The sequence below is a fragment of the Sinorhizobium sp. 7-81 genome (assembly GCF_030124405.1).
GTDB lineage: Bacteria > Pseudomonadota > Alphaproteobacteria > Rhizobiales > Rhizobiaceae > Sinorhizobium > Sinorhizobium psoraleae.
The window spans coordinates 291,392-311,572 of record NZ_JASKLT010000006.1 but is presented as its reverse complement, the minus strand read 5'-3'; the positions used below and the strand labels follow the sequence as shown (position 1 = coordinate 311,572).

The window sequence follows — 20,181 nt, the reverse complement described above, 5'->3', positions numbered from 1 at the left end:
CTATTGCATGCGTCCACGAATCCTCGTGACGGGAATTCCTGGTCACTACACGCGCCTCGCCAATGGCGCGCACGGGTTGTCCGTTTCCTATTCGGAGCGGCAGAAACAGCCCGAGACGAAAGAGGAGTTTCTTCAGGAGCTTCGCAACATCAGCAATACCGGAAACTACCTGATCGGCGAGGGGGCGCTGCGCGCAATCGCGCCGCATGCGAAGCAGGTGCCGTTCTGGCACCTCTACAATTGCAGCAAGAACGGAGTTGGTCTCGAGGAATTCAACAATAGCTTCGACATCTGCGTCTTTACCTGCGCCAATCTTTTGCGCAAGGGCCTCTCGGCAGACGCCGAAGCGGAAGTGCTGAGCAAGCTGAAGATGCCGATCGTCATGCTCGGCATCGGTCTTCAGAATCGCCGGGACCTCGAGAATAGCCTGCCGGAGGGAACGAAGCGGCTGCTCGATGTCCTGAAGGAGCGTGAGCATTATTTCCTGACGCGCGGATTTGAAACGGCGGGCTTCCTCAAGGATCAAGGCTTTTCCTACGTCCAGCCGACCGGCTGCCCTTCCATCTATTTCATGCCGCACAATATGCGCGCATCGCTGAAGAAGCTGCCGGATGTGAAGGTCGGCAAGGCACGGACGATTTTCTCCGGCTATCTCGGCGCCAACCACGATGCGATCGTCGATGCCATCACCTTGGCACCCGAGGATTCGCGTCCGCAATATGTGATCCAGGACGAGTTCCTCCACTTCGACATGAAAGTCGAAGCGAATGGCGACGGCCGCGTCTACGACTCCGCCTCCGGCACGATGCTCGGCGATCTCAGCTACTCGGGCACGGAACGGCTGAAAACGCCATTCGACATACGCACCTTCTTCGACACCAACCAGTGGCGTGCCTGGGCGTCGTCCATGGACTTCAATTTCGGTCGGCGTTTCCACGGCTCCATCATCGCCATGCAGGCAGCGGTCCCGAGCCTGATGGTGGCGGTGGACGATCGGATGCGCGAAATGCTGGGCTATACCGGCTTGCCAGCCATCGATGCTGTCGATCTCGACAAGGCCGAAAACAGGGCCGAGTTCGTTGCCGATCACCTCGCCGGGCTCAACGCAACGGAACTGGTCGACCGATATTCCGATCGCGAGCGTACTTTCCGTTCGGCGCTGCGCGAAATCGGCATCGGCCATTAGCTGTTCGCAAGAACTAAAAACTCAGGTGTATCGATGCGTATCTTGCTTACCGGAATACCTTCCTATCTGCAGCGAACCGTTGCCGGCGTATCCGGGGCGGACGTTCGTCACAGGCCCTATTTCGACGAGGTCAGAACGAAGAAGGACCTGATCGACCAGGTGCGGAAAATCGCCAACACCGGCAACTACCTGATCGGCGAGGGTGCCGCCCACAGCCTGCGCGGACATGACGTCACCTATGTGCCCTTCTGGCATCTCGCCAACAGCCGCGACTCCGGCGATGTCTACGAGCATCTCAACCGGGAATTCGATATCTGCGTGTTCGCCTCGGCCAATCTCTTGCGGCCCGGCTACTCCGCCGATCTCGAGGCGGAGGTGTTCGACAAGCTGAAGATGCCTGTGGTGGTCATGGGCATCGGCATCCAGCGCAGGGAGGGGCTCAAGGAAAAACTGCCGGCCGGCACCCTCAAGTTCCTGGAAGTGCTCAAGAAGAAGGAGAGCTTCTTTCTCACACGTGGCTACTTCACGGCCGAATTCTTAAAAGAACAAGGCATGAAGTTCGTGAAGCCGACGGGCTGCCCGTCGCTTTTCTTCGCGCCCAGCGAGATGAAGCGCTCACTCGCCTCTCTCGCCAATCCGGACCTGGCCGCAGCCCAGAAGATCGCCTTCGGAGGTTATCTCGGGAGCGTGGCCGATACGATCGTGGATGCCCATGCGCTGCTCAAGCCCGACAGCGTCGCAAGCTACGTCATACAGGACGAGGTGGTCGCCTACAATCTTGCCCTGCCGGGCGACGACGACGTTCCGGTCTATGACCGGGCAAGCGGTCGGATCACCGGGCAGACCGAATACAAGCATTCCGAAAAGTGGCAAAGAAAGCACGAGCTCCTGGTGTTCTTCGATACCAACCAGTGGCGAAGCTGGATTTCGTCGCGGGATCTCTGCTTCGGTCGCCGCTTCCACGGCTGCATCATCGGCATGCAGGCGGGCGTGCCCGCGCTGATGATCGCCGTCGACGACCGCATGCGGGAGATGCTGGAGTTCATCGGCTTCCCTTATATGGAGGCGGCGATCTGGAACCGCGAAACGGACCGGAGGGCCTATCTCGCGAATTTCCTGTCCAAGATCGACTCGCAGGCGGTCATCGACCGCTACTCGGCCTGCGAGACCAATTTCCGCAGCGCTCTCGCGCATGTCGGTCTCTAGGCTTAAGCAAAGAGGGGCAGGTTCAGGCGCGGGGCTGCTTTTTGCCGCGCTGCTTGCACTCGCGCCGCTTGCGGAGCTGACGACCGCCTATGCCGTTCAGACATCAATGGTCCGCGTTGGCGTCAACCGGCTCAATCTTGCCTGGCTGATCCGCAGCGAGCAGGAAAGGATATTGGAGGAGATCGCGGCGAGCGGCGCGATCAACGTACGCCTGTCGCTATCGCGGCCGGTAAACAAGAGCATCGAGGCGCTGGCGATCGCCAGCAGGCTCGGTCTCAAAATCCTTCTTGAGATCCAGCTTTCGAACAAGAGCTTCTATGCCGAGAGCACCCGTCCGCGAACCGGCTTCGGTCGGATTTGGGATATCCACCGGCTATCCGATCTCGACCTGGACCAATACCGCAAGGGGCTGCGCGCGGCGCTTCAGCGTATCGATGCGTTGGGTATTCGCCTTGAGGCGATCGAACCCGGAAACGAGATCAACTACGCCGCCTATAATGGCGATCTTCTCGTCTATCGGGAGCCGGGCGGTCGAACCCCGCGCACCGTTACAGATCTCAAGGACCGAGCCGCGTTCGAGCGGGGCCTCGATGTCTATGTTCAGGCGCTGAAGATCAGCCGTGAAGAAGTGCGCGCAACGCTGCATAGCCGCGACGCGGCAGTCATCAGCGCTGGTCTTTCCGACATGGCTGCCCAGGAGGCTGACAGGCGCGGGATGGAACGGCTCGACCCGCGCGAAGTCATCGCGCTTCTTCGCGATAGGGGTATCGACGGCCTTGTGGATGCTTATGGCATCCACATCTATCCGGGCCGGATCGCACCGGCGGCGCTGAACGCGCGGGTGACGAGCCTCCTCGATTTCTGCCTGGCTTCCGCCCTGGGTAAGCCCTGCTGGGTTACGGAATGGGGGATTGCCAACAGGGCACGTTCCTGCCCGATCGACGATCGACGACGGGAAAGTGCGATCGGCGCCATGCGCGCGGCCTTTGGCGAATTGATGGAGGCAGGGCGGCTGACGGCGGCTTTCTACTACGATTGGGACACGGAGCCTTCCTACAGCCTCTGGCGCTGCGGCAAGCTCAGTCCCGCCGGCGCCGCGGCGATCAGACCGGCCGAAAGAGGGGGCGCGAGCGCAAGATGACCGTGACACAAAAAGGTCGGGCCTGCGGGCGGCGTTCTGCCGGATGCGCCAAGTTTACCGGAGAGACCGCATGAAGGGCATCATCCTTGCGGGCGGCAGAGGAACCAGGCTTTACCCTGTGACGATCTCGGTCTCGAAGCAATTGCTTCCCGTCCATGACAAGCCGATGATCTACTACTCGCTTGGCATGCTTATGCTGGCTGGAATTCGCGACATCCTGGTGATCACCATGCCCAGGGACAGGCCCCTGTTCGAAGGTTTGCTCGGCGATGGCAGCGGCTTCGGCCTATCGATTTCCTATGCCGAACAGGCGGAGCCGAACGGGCTCGCGGAGGCCTTCATCATCGGCCGGGACTTCATCGGGGACAGTGCCGTCGCCCTGATCCTCGGAGACAATATCTTCTACGGCGCGGGCCTGCCCGAGCTGTGCCGTGACGCCGCGGCCCGCAAGACCGGCGCCACCGTCTTCGCCTATCGCGTCGACGACCCCGAGCGTTACGGGGTGGTGAGCTTCAACGGCGAAAGCGGGCTTGCCGAAACGATCGAGGAGAAACCGAAGCGGCCGCGGTCGAGCTGGGCAGTCACCGGCCTCTATTTCTACAGTAACGATGTGATCGACATCGCCGCCTCGATCAGACCGTCGGCGCGCGGCGAACTGGAGATCACCGACGTAAACCGTGCGTATCTCGCTCGAGGCGATCTTCATGTCTGCCGTCTCGGCCGAGGCTTTGCCTGGCTCGACACTGGCACCCACGACAGCCTGCACGATGCCGCTTCCTTCGTGCGCACCATCGAACATCGCCAGGGCATCAAGATCATGTGCCCCGAAGAGATCGCCTTCGAACTCGGCTATGTTTCGGCTGACCAGGTGCTGGCGCGTGCCGATCTGCTCGGAAAGAACGACTATACGACCTATCTCCAGCGACGGATAAGGGAGCTTGCAGATGCTTGAGTTACGCCCCCTCGGCCTCGACGGCGTCCTCGAAATCGTGCCAGGCAGACTTGGCGATGAGCGTGGCTTCTTTTCGGAGACCTACAATGCCTCGACGCTTGCTGCGCACGGCATCGATCTGACCTTCGTGCAGGACAACCACTCCCATTCCGTCGCGGTGGGAACGCTCCGTGGTTTGCATTACCAACTTCCGCCCCGTGCACAGGCCAAGCTCGTCCGGGTCGTTCGGGGGCGGGTGTTCGACGTCGCCGTCGATATCCGCAAAGGGTCGCCGACATTCGCCCGCTGGGTCGGGCTCGAACTCTCCGCCAAGACGTGGAACCAGATTCTGGTGCCTGTGGGCTTTGCCCACGGCTTTGTCACCCTCGAGCCGGAAACCGAGGTCATTTACAAGGTGAGTGAGCACTATTCCGCGGAGCACGAGCGAGCGATCCGCTTCGATGATCCTCAAATCGGGATCACGTGGCCCGTGGATACGGACCGCTTGCGGCTCTCCGCGAAGGACCGGAACGCGCCGCTGCTGGTCCACTCCACCCCTTTTCAGTTCGCGTAAGGAGATGGTGGCGATGCGGGTTCTGGTCACGGGCGGCGCGGGCTTCATCGGCTCTGCGGTCTGCCGGCACCTGGTAGCGAGCGGCGCGACGCGCGTCGTCAATGTCGACAAGCTGACCTATGCCGGCAATCTTGCTTCCCTGCGGGCAGTCGAGGGGCGGCCGAACTACACATTCTATCGGCTTGATATCTGCAACGATGGCGCGCTGCTGGACATCATGCGCCGCGAGCGCGTCGATGCGGTGATGCACCTTGCGGCCGAGAGCCATGTCGATCGCTCGATCGAGGGGCCGAATGTTTTTGCCGAAACGAACGTCCTCGGCACGGTCCGGCTGCTCTCTGCCGCGCTGACCTATTGGTCCGAATTGCGGGGAGAAGCGCGCGAGCGGTTTCGCTTCCACCATGTCTCGACCGACGAGGTATTCGGCGATCTTCCCTTCGGTAGCGGGGTATTCGCGGAGGAGTCACGCTATGCGCCGTCGTCGCCCTATGCGGCGTCGAAGGCGGCCGCGGATCATTTCGTTCGCGCCTGGCACCAGACCTATGGACTGCCCGTGGTGCTCTCGAATTGCTCCAACAATTACGGCCCGTTTCATTTTCCCGAGAAGCTGATCCCGCTCACCATCATCAATGCGGTCGAGGACAAGCCGCTGCCGCTTTACGGATCGGGAGCGAACGTGCGAGATTGGCTCCATGTCGACGATCATGCACGCGCGTTGGAGCTTGTGATAAGGCAGGGAAGGCCAGGGGAGAGCTACAATATCGGCGCCCGGGCCGAACGCAACAATCTGTCGGTGATGGAGAGCATCTGCGATCTCCTCGACATTCGCCGACCGCGCAAGGGTGGCAAGAGCTATCGGGATCTCATCACCCTTGTCGCTGACCGGCCCGGCCATGACCGACGCTACGCAATCGATCCCTCGAAGGTTGAGCGAGAGCTTGGCTGGAGACCGAAGCGGGCGTTTGACGCGGGTCTGAGCGACACGATCGATTGGTACCTTGATAACAGTTGGTGGTGGGAGCCGATACGGCGAGAACGTTATTCGGGCGCTCGCCTCGGAGGACGGCTTCGGAGCGTCACATGAGGATCGTCGTGACAGGTTGCAGCGGGCAGGTGGCGCTCAGCCTTGCCGAAAGAGCGCGCGCGAGACCGGATCTCGACGTGGTCACGGTCGGGCGGCCGCACCTCGATCTGGCGCGCCCGGAGACGATCTTGCCAGCGCTCGAGCATCATCGCCCCGATCTTGTCGTTGCCGCCGCTGCCTACACAGCCGTCGACCAAGCCGAAGACGAGCCGGATTTGGCTTTCGCGGTCAACGCAGTCGGGGCGGGCGCGGTCGCCGAAGCGGCAGCCCGCCTCGGGGTTCCAGTTATCCACCTTTCGACAGACTACGTCTTCGACGGGTTCGAGGAAGGCAACTACGCGGAAGACGATGCAACAGCTCCGCTGAACGTCTATGGCGCCTCCAAGCTTGCCGGAGAAAAGGCCGTGGCGGCGGCAAATCCCCGCCACATCATCCTGCGTACGGCCTGGGTCTACAGCCCTTTCGGCAAGAATTTCGTGAAGACCATGCTCCAACTTGCGGAGAACCGCGAAGAGATTGCAGTCGTAGCCGACCAATGGGGAAATCCATCCTCGGCTCCCGACATCGCGGACGCAGTGTTCAAGACGGCCGCCTTCCTGATCCGGTCCCGCCAGAATGACATCTCCGGGGTCTATCACCTCGCTGGCACGGGTAAGGTCAACCGGGCGGATTTCGCGCGCCACATCCTTTCGGTAAGTCGTGCTCGAGGTGGGCCGTGGTCACGTGTTCGAAGCGTGACGACGGAGGAATTTCCGGCGCGGGCACGCCGTCCTGCCAATTCGTCTCTCGCAACCGCCAGGTTCGCCGCAACGTTCGGCTGGACCATGCCTGACTGGCAGCATTCGATCGAAAGCACCATCGAGCGGCTTCTCCAGGCAAAGCACGGCTGACCAGGGTGGCGCCGGGCACGTCGCGCCCGGCGATTTCCAAGGAGAAGTAGGTCGCCGACGTGCCTTGTCCTAAAGCTCCCTTTCCTTCACATACTCGGCGATCCCCGGTTCCAGAAGCCGGAGAATTGCCGGCATGCTCTGGTCCAAACCGGACGGCAGCTTTTCGTCCATGAGAAGCATGACGAGCCCGTGCACCAAGGACCAGGCCGCGATCGGGCCGGGATCGCGAATGGGATCTGACCCATTCCGGCCGGCCTTCATGGCAAGGAGTTCCAGGGCTTGGCGACTGGCCGTCGACAGGTGCTCGTTGCGCATGTCTATGTGCTCGTCGGAACCGAACATCAATCTGTAAAGACCCGGATTCGCCCTTGCAAAGTCGAGATATGCCAGACCAAGATCACTGAGGCTTCGCGCGGGATCGGATGCGAGTGGTGCGATCAGATCCCTCAGCCGAGAAAATCCCACCGTGGCGATGGCCGACATCAGCTCGCGCTTGCCGTGAAAATGCGCATAGGGGGCAGCCTGGCTGACGCCGACCTGCCGCGCCACCGCACGCAAGCTCACCCCACCCGGTCCCTCGCGCTCGAGCAACGCCAATCCTGCTTTGATCAGTGCGGTTCGCAAATCGCCGTGATGATATCCCCGAGCCTGCATTTCCGGCACTACTTGAATCATGATCTTGACACTGTTAAGAACGCCGCTATCTTAACACCGTTAAAATCAGGCTGTCTATCCGAAATTCAAGGCATCTTGCCTCATCCGCAGGCGTCGCTGCCGATCCTTCGTCACCTGAATCGGGGGAACGCCCATGTTTACAGATCTTGTTCTTGCCAGCGCCCACCACGTCCTGGTCTTTTTGCTAGCGGCGATCATCGCCACGGAAGCGGCAATGGTACGACCCGGATTGTCTGCAGCGGGAGTGAAACGGCTCTCCCGCATCGATGCATATTACGGAGCGATCGCCGCCCTCGTGATCCTCGTCGGCGTCGGCCGCATCGTCTTCGGCCTCAAGGGATGGGAGGCCTACATCTATAACTGGGCGTTTTGGTCAAAGATGGCGGCCTTCGTGGCGGTCGGACTCCTCTCCGCCCGCCCGACGCTGCAAATCCGGAAATGGCGCATGTCGGCCGACGATGAGGCTTTTACCGTCCCGACCGAGGAAATAGCCGCAACACGCGGGTTTATCATCGCGCAGGGCGCCATCTTTCCGCTCATCCCAATCTTTGCCGCGACGATGGTCCGATACGGCTATTGAGCTGTCGGTCGAATGTCTGCACGGCAATCCGTGGTCTATCTGCAAGCTGCTTAAGTATTGAGGATTTCCACGACCGTGACGTCGAAGACCAGATCCTGGCCGGCGAGCGGATGATTGGCATCCACCGTCACTTGTTCGTCATCAACCCTCGTAACAGTGAGCGCCATCTGACGGCCATCCGGCCCGGTCGCTTGGAGCCTGGTCCCGATCTCGACCCCTTCGGGAACAGCGGAACGTGGCACCATCTGCACCTGCGTATCGTCATGTGGGCCATAGGCGTCCTCTGCTGGAATGGCCACCGTGTTCATCTCGCCGACGGCCATGCCGCTGATCTCGCGGTCGAGCCCGGGAATGATCTGGCCTGCACCCACCAGGACTTCGAGCGGCTCCCGGCCCTGCGAGGATTCGATTGCCGTGCCATCGGTGAGCTTGGCGGTATAGTGAATGCGAACGACGTCGCCGTTCTTGACTTCAGTCATATCTGTCTCTCGATAGATGTTGAGGAACGTTGCGGTCGCGAGGCTTAAAGGCTCATCGCGCCGGGCGACATGCCGGTCTCTGCCGACATCAATACAGCGTGACCTAGGGCGCTGACGGCAAATGTAAACCGGAGCGGGATGGACGCACAGAGAATGCGCCGGATTGCGTGACAGTTGCACCAACCCATGGCATAGGGATGCCCGCAACCCCACCAGGCTTCCTCCACATGATCCGTATCGAAAATATCAGCAAGTCCAACAGTCACCGCATCCTCTACATCGAAGCCTCGGCCGCGTTGAACCGTGGCGAAAAGATCGGGCTTGTCGGTCCCAACGGGGCGGGAAAGACGACCCTCTTTCGGATGATCACCGGCGAGGAACTGCCCGACGAGGGACAGGTTTCCGTCGAGAAGGGCATGACGATCGGCTATTTCGATCAGGACGTCGGCGAGATGTCCGGACGGTCGGCCGTCGCCGAGGTGATGGAAGGCGCAGGCCCGGTCAGCGCCGTGGCGGCGGAGCTGCGCGAGCTCGAAGCGGCCATGTCGGATCCGGATCGAATGGATGAAATGGATGCGATCATCGATCGCTACGGCGAGGTGCAGGCTCGCTACGAGGAGCTGGATGGCTACGCATTGGAGGGACGGGCCCGCGAGGTTCTGGCGGGACTGAGCTTCAGCCAGGAAATGATGGACGGCGATGTTGCCAAGCTGTCGGGCGGCTGGAAGATGCGCGTGGCGCTCGCCCGCATCCTGCTGATGCGCCCGGACGTCATGCTGCTCGACGAGCCGAGCAACCATCTCGATCTCGAAAGCCTGATCTGGCTGGAAGAATTCCTGAAAGGCTATGACGGCGCGCTGCTGATGACGTCCCATGACCGCGAGTTCATGAATCGGATCGTCACCAAGATCATCGAGATCGACGGCGGCACGCTGACGACCTATTCCGGCGATTATGGCTTTTATGAAGAACAGCGGGCGCTGAACGAGAGGCAACAGCAAGCGCAGTTCGAGCGCCAGCAGGCGATGCTCGCCAAGGAGATCAAGTTCATCGAGCGCTTCAAGGCCCGCGCCTCTCACGCCTCGCAGGTTCAGAGCCGCGTAAAGAAACTCGAAAAGATCGACCGTGTCGAGCCGCCACGCCGCCGCCAGACAGTCGCCTTTGAATTCCTGCCGGCTCCACGCTCCGGCGAAGACGTCGTCAACCTCAGGAATGTCCATAAGGCCTATGGCAGCCGGACGATCTATGACGGGCTCGACTTCATGGTGCGCCGGCGCGAACGCTGGTGCATCATGGGCATAAACGGCGCCGGCAAGTCAACACTGCTCAAGCTGGTCACCGGCACCGCCACGCCGGACAAAGGTAACGTGTCACTCGGCGCCAGCGTCAAGCTCGGCTATTTCGCCCAGCATTCGATGGACCTGCTCGATGGCGACAGCACCATACTGCAATGGCTGGAGGAGCGCTTTCCCAAGGCCGGACAGGCTCCGCTTAGAGCGCTAGCCGGCTGTTTCGGCTTTTCCGGCGATGATGTCGAGAAGCGCTGTCGAGTGCTCTCCGGCGGCGAGAAGGCGCGGCTGGTGATGGCCGCAATGCTGTTCGACCCGCCGAACTTCCTCGTCCTCGACGAGCCGACCAACCACCTCGACCTCGATACCAAGGAAATGCTGATCAAGGCGCTCTCGGCGTACGAGGGCACCATGCTGTTCGTCTCGCACGATCGCCGTTTCCTGTCGGCGCTTTCCAATCGAGTGCTGGAGCTCACGCCGGATGGCATCCAGCAATATGGCGGCGGTTATACCGAATACGTGGAGCGCACCGGACAGGAGGCGCCGGGCCTGCGCGGGTGAGGGCGGGCGCCGGTCAAGGGCCGACCATATGATCCTATGCCGTTTTGATCCATTTCCCGGTTATTTGAGCCACTTGCTTAAACTTGTAGACAAGCAGCAAAGGGAATATCCACAAAGCTGCGCTAGACCGAATATCCTCAGGGAATCGGGAGCTGGATGAATGCAGAGGCAAATACCGTTCAAAGGGCAGAAGGACTGGCGGGTGGCGCGCTATGCTCTCGGCGGCGTTGTCGGCTTTGCTGTCCTTGCTCAGCTGTTGACTTATCTCAGCCTGGCGGCGCTTCCCGACAGCCCCTATGTCGCCGCCATGGTCAGCGCGGGGTTGGTATCGTTGCTGATGGGTATCCCATTGATCGTGGTCGCCGCCGTCCAGTTTCGGCGCGCCGAACGACTGCGGAATCAAATCAATCATCTTGCCGCACATGATGGCGCGACCGGTTGCGTCACCGGACGCGGACTTGTCCAGCACGTGAGTGGACTGGAGCGCCGGCGCCGCCGTTCGGGCGATTCGCTGCAGGGCGCCCTCATTCATGTGCGTATCAACAATCTCGACGACATGGGCGCGAGCTTTGGTCCGCAATGGAGCGACGAGCTTTTGCAATTCGTGGCCTCCACCATCAGCACCTCCATTCGCCGCGACGACATCGTCGCACGAACCGGACCCGCGAGCTTCGATGTGCTGCTCATCGGCGCCACTGAAGCCGAGGCTGACCATGTATGTGCACGCCTGACCAAGGCGTTGGTTTCTTCGCACTTCGCCGCGGACGGCAAGGGTGTCGATCTTGCGCTCAGCGTCGGCGGCGTTTTGTTCGACGGCAGCATCGACCTGGAACGGCTGCATCGCGCCGCGGCTTCGGGGAGTGTTACAGTGACCGCGGAGGCCGCTCAGGACATCGGATTTATGCGCCTGCCGTCAGCCTGATGCGTCTTGACCGTTACAACGTGCGGGTGGTTTGTTCCATTTTTGCAACATGGCGCCGCCAAAGCTTGAGCGCGACCTTGGCCCCCTAAAAATTAATGGCTCTCCTTTATTACCAATGTATTATTTAACGCAAATTTTGAGTGATTTTGATGCATGCTCAACCTGCGGGCGTGACGAGGGGGATTAATTGAAATTAGGTAAGACATTTAGGGGCGGACTGTTTTCCATTCTGCTCGCATCGACTGTGCTTGCTAGCGGCGCAACGGAAGCGATGACGCTGCGGGAAGCGCTCCAGATTGCAATCGTATCCAACCCCGAAATCGGGCAGTCGGTAGAGAATCGCGAAGCGATCGAGTTCGAGTTGCGACAAGCGCGTGGACTTTATTTGCCGAGCGTCGATCTGGAGGCGTCAACCGGCGCCCGCCATCTGGAGGATGACAGCCGTCGACTGGCCTCCATCGAGAACGACCCCCTCTACCCATCGGATGTCAGTCTGACCGTCACGCAGAAACTCTTCGATGGCGGCGGCCGGCGCGCAGAGCTGGAGCGCCAGGCGGCACGCGTCGACAGCGCCTCTTTCCGCGTCCTGGAGCGGTCAGAAACAATCGCGCTGCAGATCGTTCGCGAGTATTTCGAATACATCCTCCAGCAGCAGATCGTGGAAGAGGCACGCCGTAACGTCGGTGCCCACCAGTCGATTCGCTCCGACATCAGCTCGTTGATTTCGGGTGGCAGGCTGACCGAGGCGGACCGCCAGCAGGCCGACGAGCGCCTGCTTTCGGCGAAGGCCCGGCTGTTGGAAGCCGAAGAGGCGTTGGATACGGTCAAGATCAGCTTCAATCGTCTCGTCGGCCAGCCGCTGACCAAACCGTCCATGCCAAAATCGGTCGCCGCCGCGTTGCCGCAGACACTGGAATCGGCAATCGGTATCGCGCGGACCAATAATCCGCGCATCAAGGCAGCCGACGCCGATATCAATGTCGCCGACGCTCAGGTCAAGGCGGCGAAATCGAGCATGCTGCCGGAGATCGTTGCCGAGGGGCGTATCCGCTCTGGAGTGGACATCGACGGTTCGACGGGCGATACCTGGGATGCTCAGGCACGTATCGTCGCGAAGTGGAACCTCTATCGCGGCGGTATCGACATCGCCAACGAACAGGAGCAGATGCGTCGCGCCAGCGAGCAGCGGCTCGTTTTCCACCAGGCGCATCGCGAAGTCGAGGAAGCTGTCCGGATCTCCTGGGAGCGCCGCGCCAGCCAATATGATCTCTCGCGCACGCTGAAGGCGCAGGCGCAAGCGAACGACCAGCTTGTGGCATCCTATCGCGAGCAACTCGCCGTCGGGCAACGTTCGCTGCTGGACGTGCTCAGCGCGCAGAACGCGCGTTTCAATGCAAACGTTCTTGCGAAGACGGCGCAGTACGCCGCGTTGTTTGCCGAGTATCGCCTGCTCGCGGCCACGGGCCAACTTCTCGCCACCATGGAAATCAAGGCACCGGCCCAGTCGGAAGCCTATGCGCGGAAGGAATTCAACGTTTCCGAAGCTCCCGCGACGGAGACCTATCGCCGCGTGCCTTCCCGCCAGACGAATGATCTGCCGCTCGACCTGCTTGCACCGATCCGGCAAAAGTGATGACCGTCGCTATGGCACATGATTGGTCGTCATTATGCAAGGCGTTGAAACCCAAGTGCAAACCGGCCCGGCTTTGACCGGCTTTACGACGGCGTTCAAGGAGATCTGCATCTTCTTGAACCGGCCGTCCTCCGATACAGTGCTCTATTCCGACGTGCCTTTCGATGCCCGCTCGCCGAGCGTCGAGGATGTGTCGCGTATCGCCGAGCGCGTCGGGCTGGAGACAGAAATCGTTTCGCCGCGCGCGCTCGCCAACCGTGATTTTCTATTTCCGCTGCTACTCGTTTTTCGCGACGGTCGTGCGGCGGCGCTATTGGAAGAGGGTTTGGATGGGGTCCTAAGCCTGTCGAACGCCGTATCATCGGCCGACGGCACCATGCTCAGGTTCTCGGATTTGCATCTCGACCGGGTCGCATATGCCGTATCGTTCTCCGCGACCTATTTGAACGCCGCGACCGGCCCGGGTGTCGGCGAAGCACGCAATATCGACCGCAAACACTGGTTGACGGCGACAATACGACCTTTCTGGCAAGCCTATGCACAGGTTGCGCTCGCCGCGTTCTTCATCAACGTGCTTGCGTTGGCGGCGCCGCTATTCACGATGAACGTATATGATCGCATTCTGCCCAACAAAGCGATTGCGACCCTCTGGGTGCTGGCGCTGGGTATCAGCGCCGTCATCCTTTTTGATTTCCTGCTGAAGACGGTGCGGGCTGCGCTCATCGACTACGCCGGACGCAAGGCTGATCTGAAGCTTTCCTACATGCTGTTCGAGAAAATCCTGCACGCCACCCTCGCGTCCAGGCCGCACTCGACCGGCGAATACGCCAACCGCGCCATGCAGTACGAATTCGTACGCGAATTCTTTACCTCGAATACGCTGAGCACGGTCATAGACAGCTTCTTTGTTTTCGTTTTCATTGCTGCAGTCTATGCCGTCGCCGGTTGGATTGCGGTCGTGCCCGCGGTCGCATTTATCTTCAGTCTGCTGATCGGCTATGTCGCTCAGCACAAGATCGGTAGCCGCGTTGCCGCTGCCTCGAACGAATCCGCCCAGCGCCAATCCTTGCTGGTCGAAACCATCAGCGCGATCGAGACAGTGAAGACGCTGCATTCGGAAAAGCAGCTTCTTCGCCGATGGAACGAGTTAGCTAAGCACTCTTCGAACACATCCGAGGAGATCAAACAGATTTCTTCATGGGCCGCGCACGCGACGCAATTCGTCCAGCAGTTGGTCACCGTGTGTATCGTCGTCGCCGGCGCCTACGAATTCACGCTGGGCAATATCTCATCCGGCGCAATCATTGCCGCCAGCATGCTCGCTGGCCGTGCGGTTGCACCGCTCGGCCAGATCGCCATGACGCTGGCACGACTTCGCCAGGCGCTCCTGTCGCTTCGTATTCTCAACTCGATTATGGAACAGCCCGAGGATCGACCCAACACGATCGGCTTCGTCAACCGCGACATTCGCCAGGGCAGCGTAACCTTCGCCAAGGTCGACTTTGCCTATCCCGGGACGGATCACAAGGTTGTCAGCGACATGAGTGTGACCATAGCTGCGGGCGAGCGCGTCGGGATCATCGGCCGCATTGGCTCGGGCAAGACGACGATCGGGCGTCTGTTAGCGGGACTGTATCCTCCGAGTTTGGGTCGGATCTTGCTCGATGGTGTCGATATCCGGCAGCTGCACCCCTCCGTGGTGCGCTCGGCAGTATCCTTCGTCTCGCAGAATTCGGACCTGTTCTCGGGCACCATCAAGGAGAACCTCTTGATGGCGAACCCGACGGCGAGCGACGAGGCAATGGTGGCGGCGGCGAAGCTTGCCGGCGTCGACGATTTTGTCTCCTCTCACCCGCGCGGCTACGACATGCCGGTCGGCGAACGCGGCTCCCAGCTTTCCGGCGGACAGCGCCAGGCAGTGGCGATCGCGCGGATCCTGCTTCGCAAGCCGAAGATCGTCTTCCTCGATGAGCCGTCCGGCGCCATGGATCTGGCCAGCGAGCGAGAGCTGATCAACCGGCTTTCCAATGTTTTCGGCCGGGATGTCACGCTGTTTATCTCCACCCATCGTTACAGCATGCTCAACCTCGTCGATCGGCTTCTGATTCTCGACCGCGGTCGCATAGTTGCCGACGGCCCTAAGGCGCAAGTTATCGAGCAGTTGCAGAAGCGGACCGGCTCGATCAGCCCTGTGCCGGAGGCAACCGCATGATTTCCCTTTCATCGGAAGGGGCACGGGTCACGAGCGGCGGAGGGAATCGGCATGACTGAAAAGCCACCCTTTGCAGCACGCGCCGGCCTGCTCGTCATCGGTCTCCTCATCACCTCGTTTGTCGCCTGGGCCGCGGTCGCCGAAGTCGACGAGATCGCTCGCGGCGAGGGCAAGGTGATCCCGGTTTCGAAGACGCAGATCATCCAGTCGAGCGAGCCCGGGATCGTGCGCGAGATCGCCGTCCAGGTTGGCCAGGTCGTTCGCCGGGGAGATCTGATCCTCAGGCTCGATGATACTGCCAGCGGCTCCTCGCTCGGCGAGCTCGAAGCCAAGGCGCGGTCGTTGCGCGCGCAGATAGCGCGCCTGGAGCTTGAAGAGGAAGGAGCCTACGAGTCAAAGTACAAGTGCCCAGACGACATCGCCAAGGCGGCACCAGGCATATGCGCCAACGAGGAGCAGTTGCTATTGGCCAAGGCCGGCAATTTCAACAACAAGCTCTCGGTCATGCAGGCGCGTCATGGCCAGCGCCAAAAGGAACTCGCGGAAGCACAAGCCAATATCACGCGACTGTCCGAAAGCCTGCAGGTGACGGAGCGTGAACAGGAACTGCTGGCGCCGATGGTCAAGCGCAAGCTGGTCGCGCAAACAGAACTGTTGCGGGTCGAGAAGGAGTTGACCGACACCCGCGGCCAGCTCGCCCTGTCAAAAGAATCGACCGGACGACTGGAGGCGGCGATCAGGGAAGCCGCACTGCAGGTGACCGAATTATCGCTGCAACTGCGGCAAGAGGCTCTGGCGGAAAAGACTGAGGCGCTATCGCAACTCTCGGTGATCGAGGAAACGATCCGCGGTGCCAGCAGCCGGGTTGCGAACACGGATATCCGGTCGCCGGTCGATGGCATCATCAATACGCTGGAGGTCAACACCGTGGGAGCCTACGTGACACCTGGCGCGGTGATTGGCGGCGTCGTGCCGACATCCGAAACATTGCTGGTGGAAGCGCGCCTTTCGCCGCGCGATGTCGCTTTCGTTCGTACCGGTCAGCCGGCTCTGATCAAAGTTTCGGCCTACGACTTTTCGATCTATGGCGGCCTCGGCGGCGAGGTCGAAACCGTCAGTGCGGACAGTTTGGTCGATCAAAATACCGGCGAGACCTACTATCTCGTGCGGGTCAAGACCGACAGGGCCGCGCTTGTGAAGGACGGAAGGGAATACGCGATCATGCCTGGGATGATCGCTTCGGTCGACATCATGACCGGCAAGAAGACCATCCTTACCTATCTGATGAAACCCATCAACAAGGCGCGCGAGGAAGCCTTCCGGGAGCGTTAAGCAGATGAATGTCACGCAACCGACATCTTCAGCAGACATGAGTGCGCTTAGGTTCCGCGTCGTGACCGTCGGCGGACAGCGGCGCGGGATAAAGCTCGAGGAAATCTACTGGTCGAGCCTTTCCGAACTCGCCGCCCGTAGAAGCTGCAAGCTCGCCGATATCATCTCCGAGTGTGAACAGGCCCTGGATGGGGAAGGCAATTTGACAGCGAGGTTGCGTTACGTCGCGACAAGCTATTTGCGCGAACAGCTTTCCGGCGCTCGGGAACGCAGCGGGCTAGCGGTTGTCGCGGGCCAGGTGCGCGCATGCCCATCGCCAGCCTTTGCATTGACGGGTGACAAGCGGATCATTGCCTATAATCCTGCATTCCTCACCTTCGTTCAGTCACGCTTTCTAAGATTCCAGTCCTCTCCGCCCGCGCAAGGCCTTAGGCTTTCCTTTGATGTCCAGTTTGCCGAGTTGGTAGATCGGTTGAAAGCTTCTCCCGGCGAACCCCAGCCGGCAGGGTTCACGATCGGGATCAACGAGCACGTCACCCGCGGTCGCCTGAGTGCAGCGCTCGCGTCACTGTTCGATCAGGACGTGGTTATCGGCTTCATCTCGGCGTGAAGGTAACGAACTGCTATCGGAGCGCACCCTCGCCAGGCATGACGTCCAACGACGGCGAGGCGGCTGAAGCAAGCTTGTCGCCGCCAGTCTTGATGCCATGGATCCATGCACGATCCGCGCTGACCGAAAACAGCGGCTGGTAGGTAGGCAGGGCGCGGTCGAGCTTCACCTCGTCGCTCAGGTTGTCGAGTATGAAATAGCCCTGGCTGGTCATTACCGAGAGTACAGCGTGGTACAGATTGCGGCGTACGTCGCGGAGCACGACGATCGACATGGCCTGTGGCGGAAGCCCGGCCTGTTTCAGCGCAGCCATCTTGAGGATCGCGTAATCCTCGCAGTCGCCCTTGCCACGGGTGAGAATCTCGTTCGGGGATGCCCAATAATCCTTTGAACCGTAGTTCTGTGTATCCGCTTCGTAGCGAACGAGCCGGTTCACTGCGCGATTGATGCGGTTCAGCTTCTGGTAAAAGCCAAGGTCAATGGCGTCCTCGATGGAAGTCCGAAGTATTCCAGCTGCTGCGCAGCTGCTCGCCGTTTCGCACCGCGCGAAATCGGATGATGCTATCAAGGGAAATACGGCTTTCCATTTCCGCGCTGCCGGTATCGACGACACACGGAAAGCCACCGACTGGAATACGGCCACGGGGTTGGGTTGCGAGGCTGCATTCAGGCGGGGGCTGGCCGGCGTGACCGCCACCTGTTGCGGTCGAGCCTTGAGTGTTTCCGTCGTCTTATTCCTGAAGGCGTCGGCGTTGCCCATTGCGGCCGCAATTGCTGGCACGTCGAAGCCGATCATGTGCTGCAGAGTGCCAAGGTAGGCCGCGTTGGGCTGGCCGGCCCACGTCGCTGAAGGGGACAGGAGGCTTGCAGCCAAAGCTACAACTTTCCAAACTGTCCTGTAGCGCGCCCAGTTCTTCTTACCCATTGCCGCACCTCACGGTTGAATGGGGATACTCTACGAAGGAAAAGAAAAACTGGCGTAAAGCTATACGGATTATCTATCGTATCGAGCAGTAATACAATTTGTATAAAATTTTATTCAAAGTGTATATTATATTTGGTCTCCATTGCGGTTGAAGTTCGTGTAAGTCGCAATTCCTACCGTGTAAACGACGCGGAAGATGGAACAATATTACCTATTTTTATGTGAGACTCAGGGGCAGCCGAGTCGTGTTTTCAACGAATGCTGCGATGGTGGAAGCGCCTGACGCCGCCGGTATGCATATCATGATATGTCCTTAGTTCGCTTGTGAAAGAATATTCTCGTAACTGCATAACAGGATATATCGTTTCGCAATTTAAGGATTGCCTCAAGAATTGATTTCGAAAATGGCATGTGTTTACTTGCGCTAAATGCTTGGGGGATACTACACATGGCAACCGAAGGTATGGTTCTTTCCGATGGTGCGTATGCGCCGACGGCTGAAAACAGCGTGGCCGATGAAGGGGGCGCTGCCAGGGGAGACCGCATCGTCGCGCAAGTGCAAAGCGGCGAGCTGCCTGAGCCGCAGTTGCTGGATCCGGCGACCGGAGCGCCTGTCGCCAGCGGCCAGGCCGCGGCTCCCGCACAGCCAATGCAGGACATCGTCAGAGCGGATGCCTCCAATATCGTCAGGCTTCCTGCGGGTGTCTCCCTTGAGCAGATTAAGGTCTTCGGCAGCGACATCGTTCTGGAGCAGCCCGATGGTTCAACGATCAGAATTCTGAACGCGGCGCTGAACATTCCAACCTTTGTTATTGGCGATGCCGAGATCCCGAAAGAAACGCTCGTCGCGGTACTCGAAGGTAACGGCATCAACGTTGCGGCAGGTCCCGATGGAGGCATCAGCGTGGCTTCCAGCCAGAGCGGGGGCGGCAATTTTTCCGATGCTAGCGGCGGCATCGGCGATGCCGGGACGGTTATAGGACTGCTCGACCCAACCGCGCTTCAGTTTGGCGCGCCGGCGGGTGAGGAACAGTTGGCCGCCTTGCTCGATCCCAACGATGCACCGGTGATCACCGCGACGGCAAGCGGCGCCGTGACCGAGGACCTCGCGGTTGTCGGCGGCAATCTGACGACGAGCGGCACGGTCACGGTCTCCGACGCTGACGCCAACGAGACGCTGACGGTAACAGCGACGCCGGCCGGGCAGCCGGTGTGGAACGGCGGTACGCTGACGCAGGCGCAGATCGACACGCTGACGGCGGGGTTCACCGCGACGACCGGCGGCTGGAACTATCAGGTGCCGAACGCGCTGGTGCAGTTCCTCGACGCGGGCGAAACGATCACGCTCAGCTATCAGCTGGCGGTCACCGATGGCGACGGCGCCACCGACACCCAGACGGTGACGATCACCATCAACGGCACCAATGACGCGCCCGTGCTCACCGCGACGGCAAGCGGCGCGGTGACCGAAGACCTCGCGGTTGTCGGCGGCAATCTGACGGCGGGCGGCACGATCACGCTTTCAGACGTCGACGCCAACGAGACGCTGACGGTGACGGGCACGCCGGCGGGGCAGCCGGTATGGAACGGCGGCGCGCTGACGCAGGCACAGGTCGACACGCTGACGGCGGGGTTCACCGCGACTGCAGGCGGTTGGAACTATCAGGTGCCGAACGCTTTGGTGCAGTTCCTCGGCGCAGGCGAGACGATCACGCTCAGCTATCAGGTGACGGTCACCGACGATGATGGCGCCACCGACACCCAGACGGTGACGATCACCATCACCGGCACCAACGACGCGCCGGTGATCGGGGCAACTTCGGTAATCGCCGGGGCGGTGAGCGAGAGCGGCCTTGCCGCCGACGACGTCACGCCGGTGACCGGGCCGCTGACGGCGACCGGCACGATGGTGTCGAGCGATGTCGACACTGGCGCCACCGCCAGCTGGAGC

18 protein-coding genes are annotated in these 20,181 nt (G+C 60.6%); 15 read left to right on the top strand and 3 right to left on the bottom strand.

Annotated features, from left to right (window positions below; all coding sequences use genetic code 11):
* Positions 1-7: 7 nt before the first annotated feature.
* From QN224_RS21350 to rfbD, 7 genes are all read left to right on the top strand, one after another.
* Complete coding sequence (locus QN224_RS21350) at positions 8-1,186, top strand: polysaccharide pyruvyl transferase family protein (protein ID WP_283978261.1); 1,179 nt, start codon at positions 8-10, stop codon at positions 1,184-1,186.
* 33 nt (positions 1,187-1,219) lie between these two features.
* The gene (locus QN224_RS21345; protein ID WP_283978260.1) at positions 1,220-2,392 is read left to right on the top strand and encodes a polysaccharide pyruvyl transferase family protein; all 1,173 of its coding nucleotides are present in this window, start codon (positions 1,220-1,222) and stop codon (positions 2,390-2,392) included.
* A 106-nt stretch (positions 2,393-2,498) separates the two neighbouring features.
* Positions 2,499-3,533 carry a glycoside hydrolase gene (locus tag QN224_RS21340; protein WP_283978317.1) on the top strand — a complete coding sequence of 345 codons (1,035 nt, stop codon included), beginning with the start codon at positions 2,499-2,501 and terminating at the stop codon, positions 3,531-3,533.
* 70 nt (positions 3,534-3,603) lie between these two features.
* Positions 3,604-4,485, top strand: a complete 882-nt coding sequence (gene rfbA / locus QN224_RS21335; protein WP_283978259.1) for a glucose-1-phosphate thymidylyltransferase RfbA — start codon at positions 3,604-3,606, stop codon at positions 4,483-4,485.
* A complete protein-coding gene (rfbC, locus tag QN224_RS21330) occupies positions 4,478-5,038 on the top strand; it encodes a dTDP-4-dehydrorhamnose 3,5-epimerase (protein ID WP_283978316.1) in 561 nt (186 codons plus the stop codon). The genes rfbA and rfbC overlap by 8 nt, the downstream gene beginning before the upstream one ends.
* A 13-nt stretch (positions 5,039-5,051) precedes the next feature.
* Complete coding sequence (rfbB, locus tag QN224_RS21325; protein ID WP_283978258.1) at positions 5,052-6,122, top strand: dTDP-glucose 4,6-dehydratase; 1,071 nt, start codon at positions 5,052-5,054, stop codon at positions 6,120-6,122.
* Positions 6,119-7,012 (top strand): dTDP-4-dehydrorhamnose reductase, encoded by an 894-nt coding sequence (gene rfbD, locus QN224_RS21320; RefSeq protein ID WP_283978257.1) that lies wholly within the window; start codon positions 6,119-6,121, stop codon positions 7,010-7,012. Before rfbB ends, rfbD begins: the two co-directional genes overlap by 4 nt.
* Positions 7,013-7,081: 69 nt before the next feature.
* On the opposite strand, the gene QN224_RS21315 is transcribed toward rfbD, so the two are convergent.
* On the bottom strand, positions 7,082-7,687 hold the full coding sequence (locus QN224_RS21315; RefSeq protein ID WP_283978256.1) for a TetR/AcrR family transcriptional regulator: 606 nt from the start codon (positions 7,685-7,687) through the stop codon (positions 7,082-7,084).
* 133 nt (positions 7,688-7,820) lie between these two features.
* Between QN224_RS21315 and QN224_RS21310 the strand changes: the two genes are divergently transcribed.
* Positions 7,821-8,267 carry a DUF2214 family protein gene (locus QN224_RS21310; protein ID WP_283978255.1) on the top strand — a complete coding sequence of 149 codons (447 nt, stop codon included), beginning with the start codon at positions 7,821-7,823 and terminating at the stop codon, positions 8,265-8,267.
* Between the two features lie 50 nt (positions 8,268-8,317).
* On the opposite strand, the gene QN224_RS21305 is transcribed toward QN224_RS21310, so the two are convergent.
* Positions 8,318-8,746, bottom strand: a complete 429-nt coding sequence (locus tag QN224_RS21305; RefSeq protein ID WP_283978254.1) for a peptidylprolyl isomerase — start codon at positions 8,744-8,746, stop codon at positions 8,318-8,320.
* Positions 8,747-8,973: 227 nt separating this feature from the next.
* Here QN224_RS21305 and abc-f point away from each other — a divergent pair, with 227 nt between their 5' ends.
* From abc-f to QN224_RS21275, 6 genes are all read left to right on the top strand, one after another.
* Positions 8,974-10,596, top strand: a complete 1,623-nt coding sequence (gene abc-f, locus QN224_RS21300) for a ribosomal protection-like ABC-F family protein (RefSeq protein ID WP_283978253.1) — start codon at positions 8,974-8,976, stop codon at positions 10,594-10,596.
* Positions 10,597-10,756: 160 nt separating this feature from the next.
* On the top strand, positions 10,757-11,518 hold the full coding sequence (locus QN224_RS21295; protein WP_283978252.1) for a diguanylate cyclase: 762 nt from the start codon (positions 10,757-10,759) through the stop codon (positions 11,516-11,518).
* A gap of 271 nt (positions 11,519-11,789) precedes the next feature.
* Complete coding sequence (locus tag QN224_RS21290) at positions 11,790-13,151, top strand: TolC family outer membrane protein (protein WP_283978315.1); 1,362 nt, start codon at positions 11,790-11,792, stop codon at positions 13,149-13,151.
* Between the two features lie 34 nt (positions 13,152-13,185).
* The gene (locus QN224_RS21285; protein ID WP_283978251.1) at positions 13,186-15,363 is read left to right on the top strand and encodes a type I secretion system permease/ATPase; all 2,178 of its coding nucleotides are present in this window, start codon (positions 13,186-13,188) and stop codon (positions 15,361-15,363) included.
* A gap of 51 nt (positions 15,364-15,414) precedes the next feature.
* Positions 15,415-16,695, top strand: a complete 1,281-nt coding sequence (locus QN224_RS21280; protein ID WP_283978250.1) for an HlyD family type I secretion periplasmic adaptor subunit — start codon at positions 15,415-15,417, stop codon at positions 16,693-16,695.
* A 4-nt stretch (positions 16,696-16,699) separates the two neighbouring features.
* A complete protein-coding gene (locus tag QN224_RS21275; RefSeq protein ID WP_283978249.1) occupies positions 16,700-17,305 on the top strand; it encodes a ribbon-helix-helix domain-containing protein in 606 nt (201 codons plus the stop codon).
* A gap of 13 nt (positions 17,306-17,318) precedes the next feature.
* On the opposite strand, the gene QN224_RS21270 is transcribed toward QN224_RS21275, so the two are convergent.
* Positions 17,319-18,230 (bottom strand): transglutaminase-like cysteine peptidase, encoded by a 912-nt coding sequence (locus tag QN224_RS21270; protein ID WP_283978248.1) that lies wholly within the window; start codon positions 18,228-18,230, stop codon positions 17,319-17,321.
* Between the two features lie 448 nt (positions 18,231-18,678).
* Here QN224_RS21270 and QN224_RS21265 point away from each other — a divergent pair.
* Positions 18,679-20,181: VCBS domain-containing protein (locus tag QN224_RS21265; RefSeq protein ID WP_283978247.1), on the top strand; the 1,503-nt coding region annotated here is incomplete at its 3' end.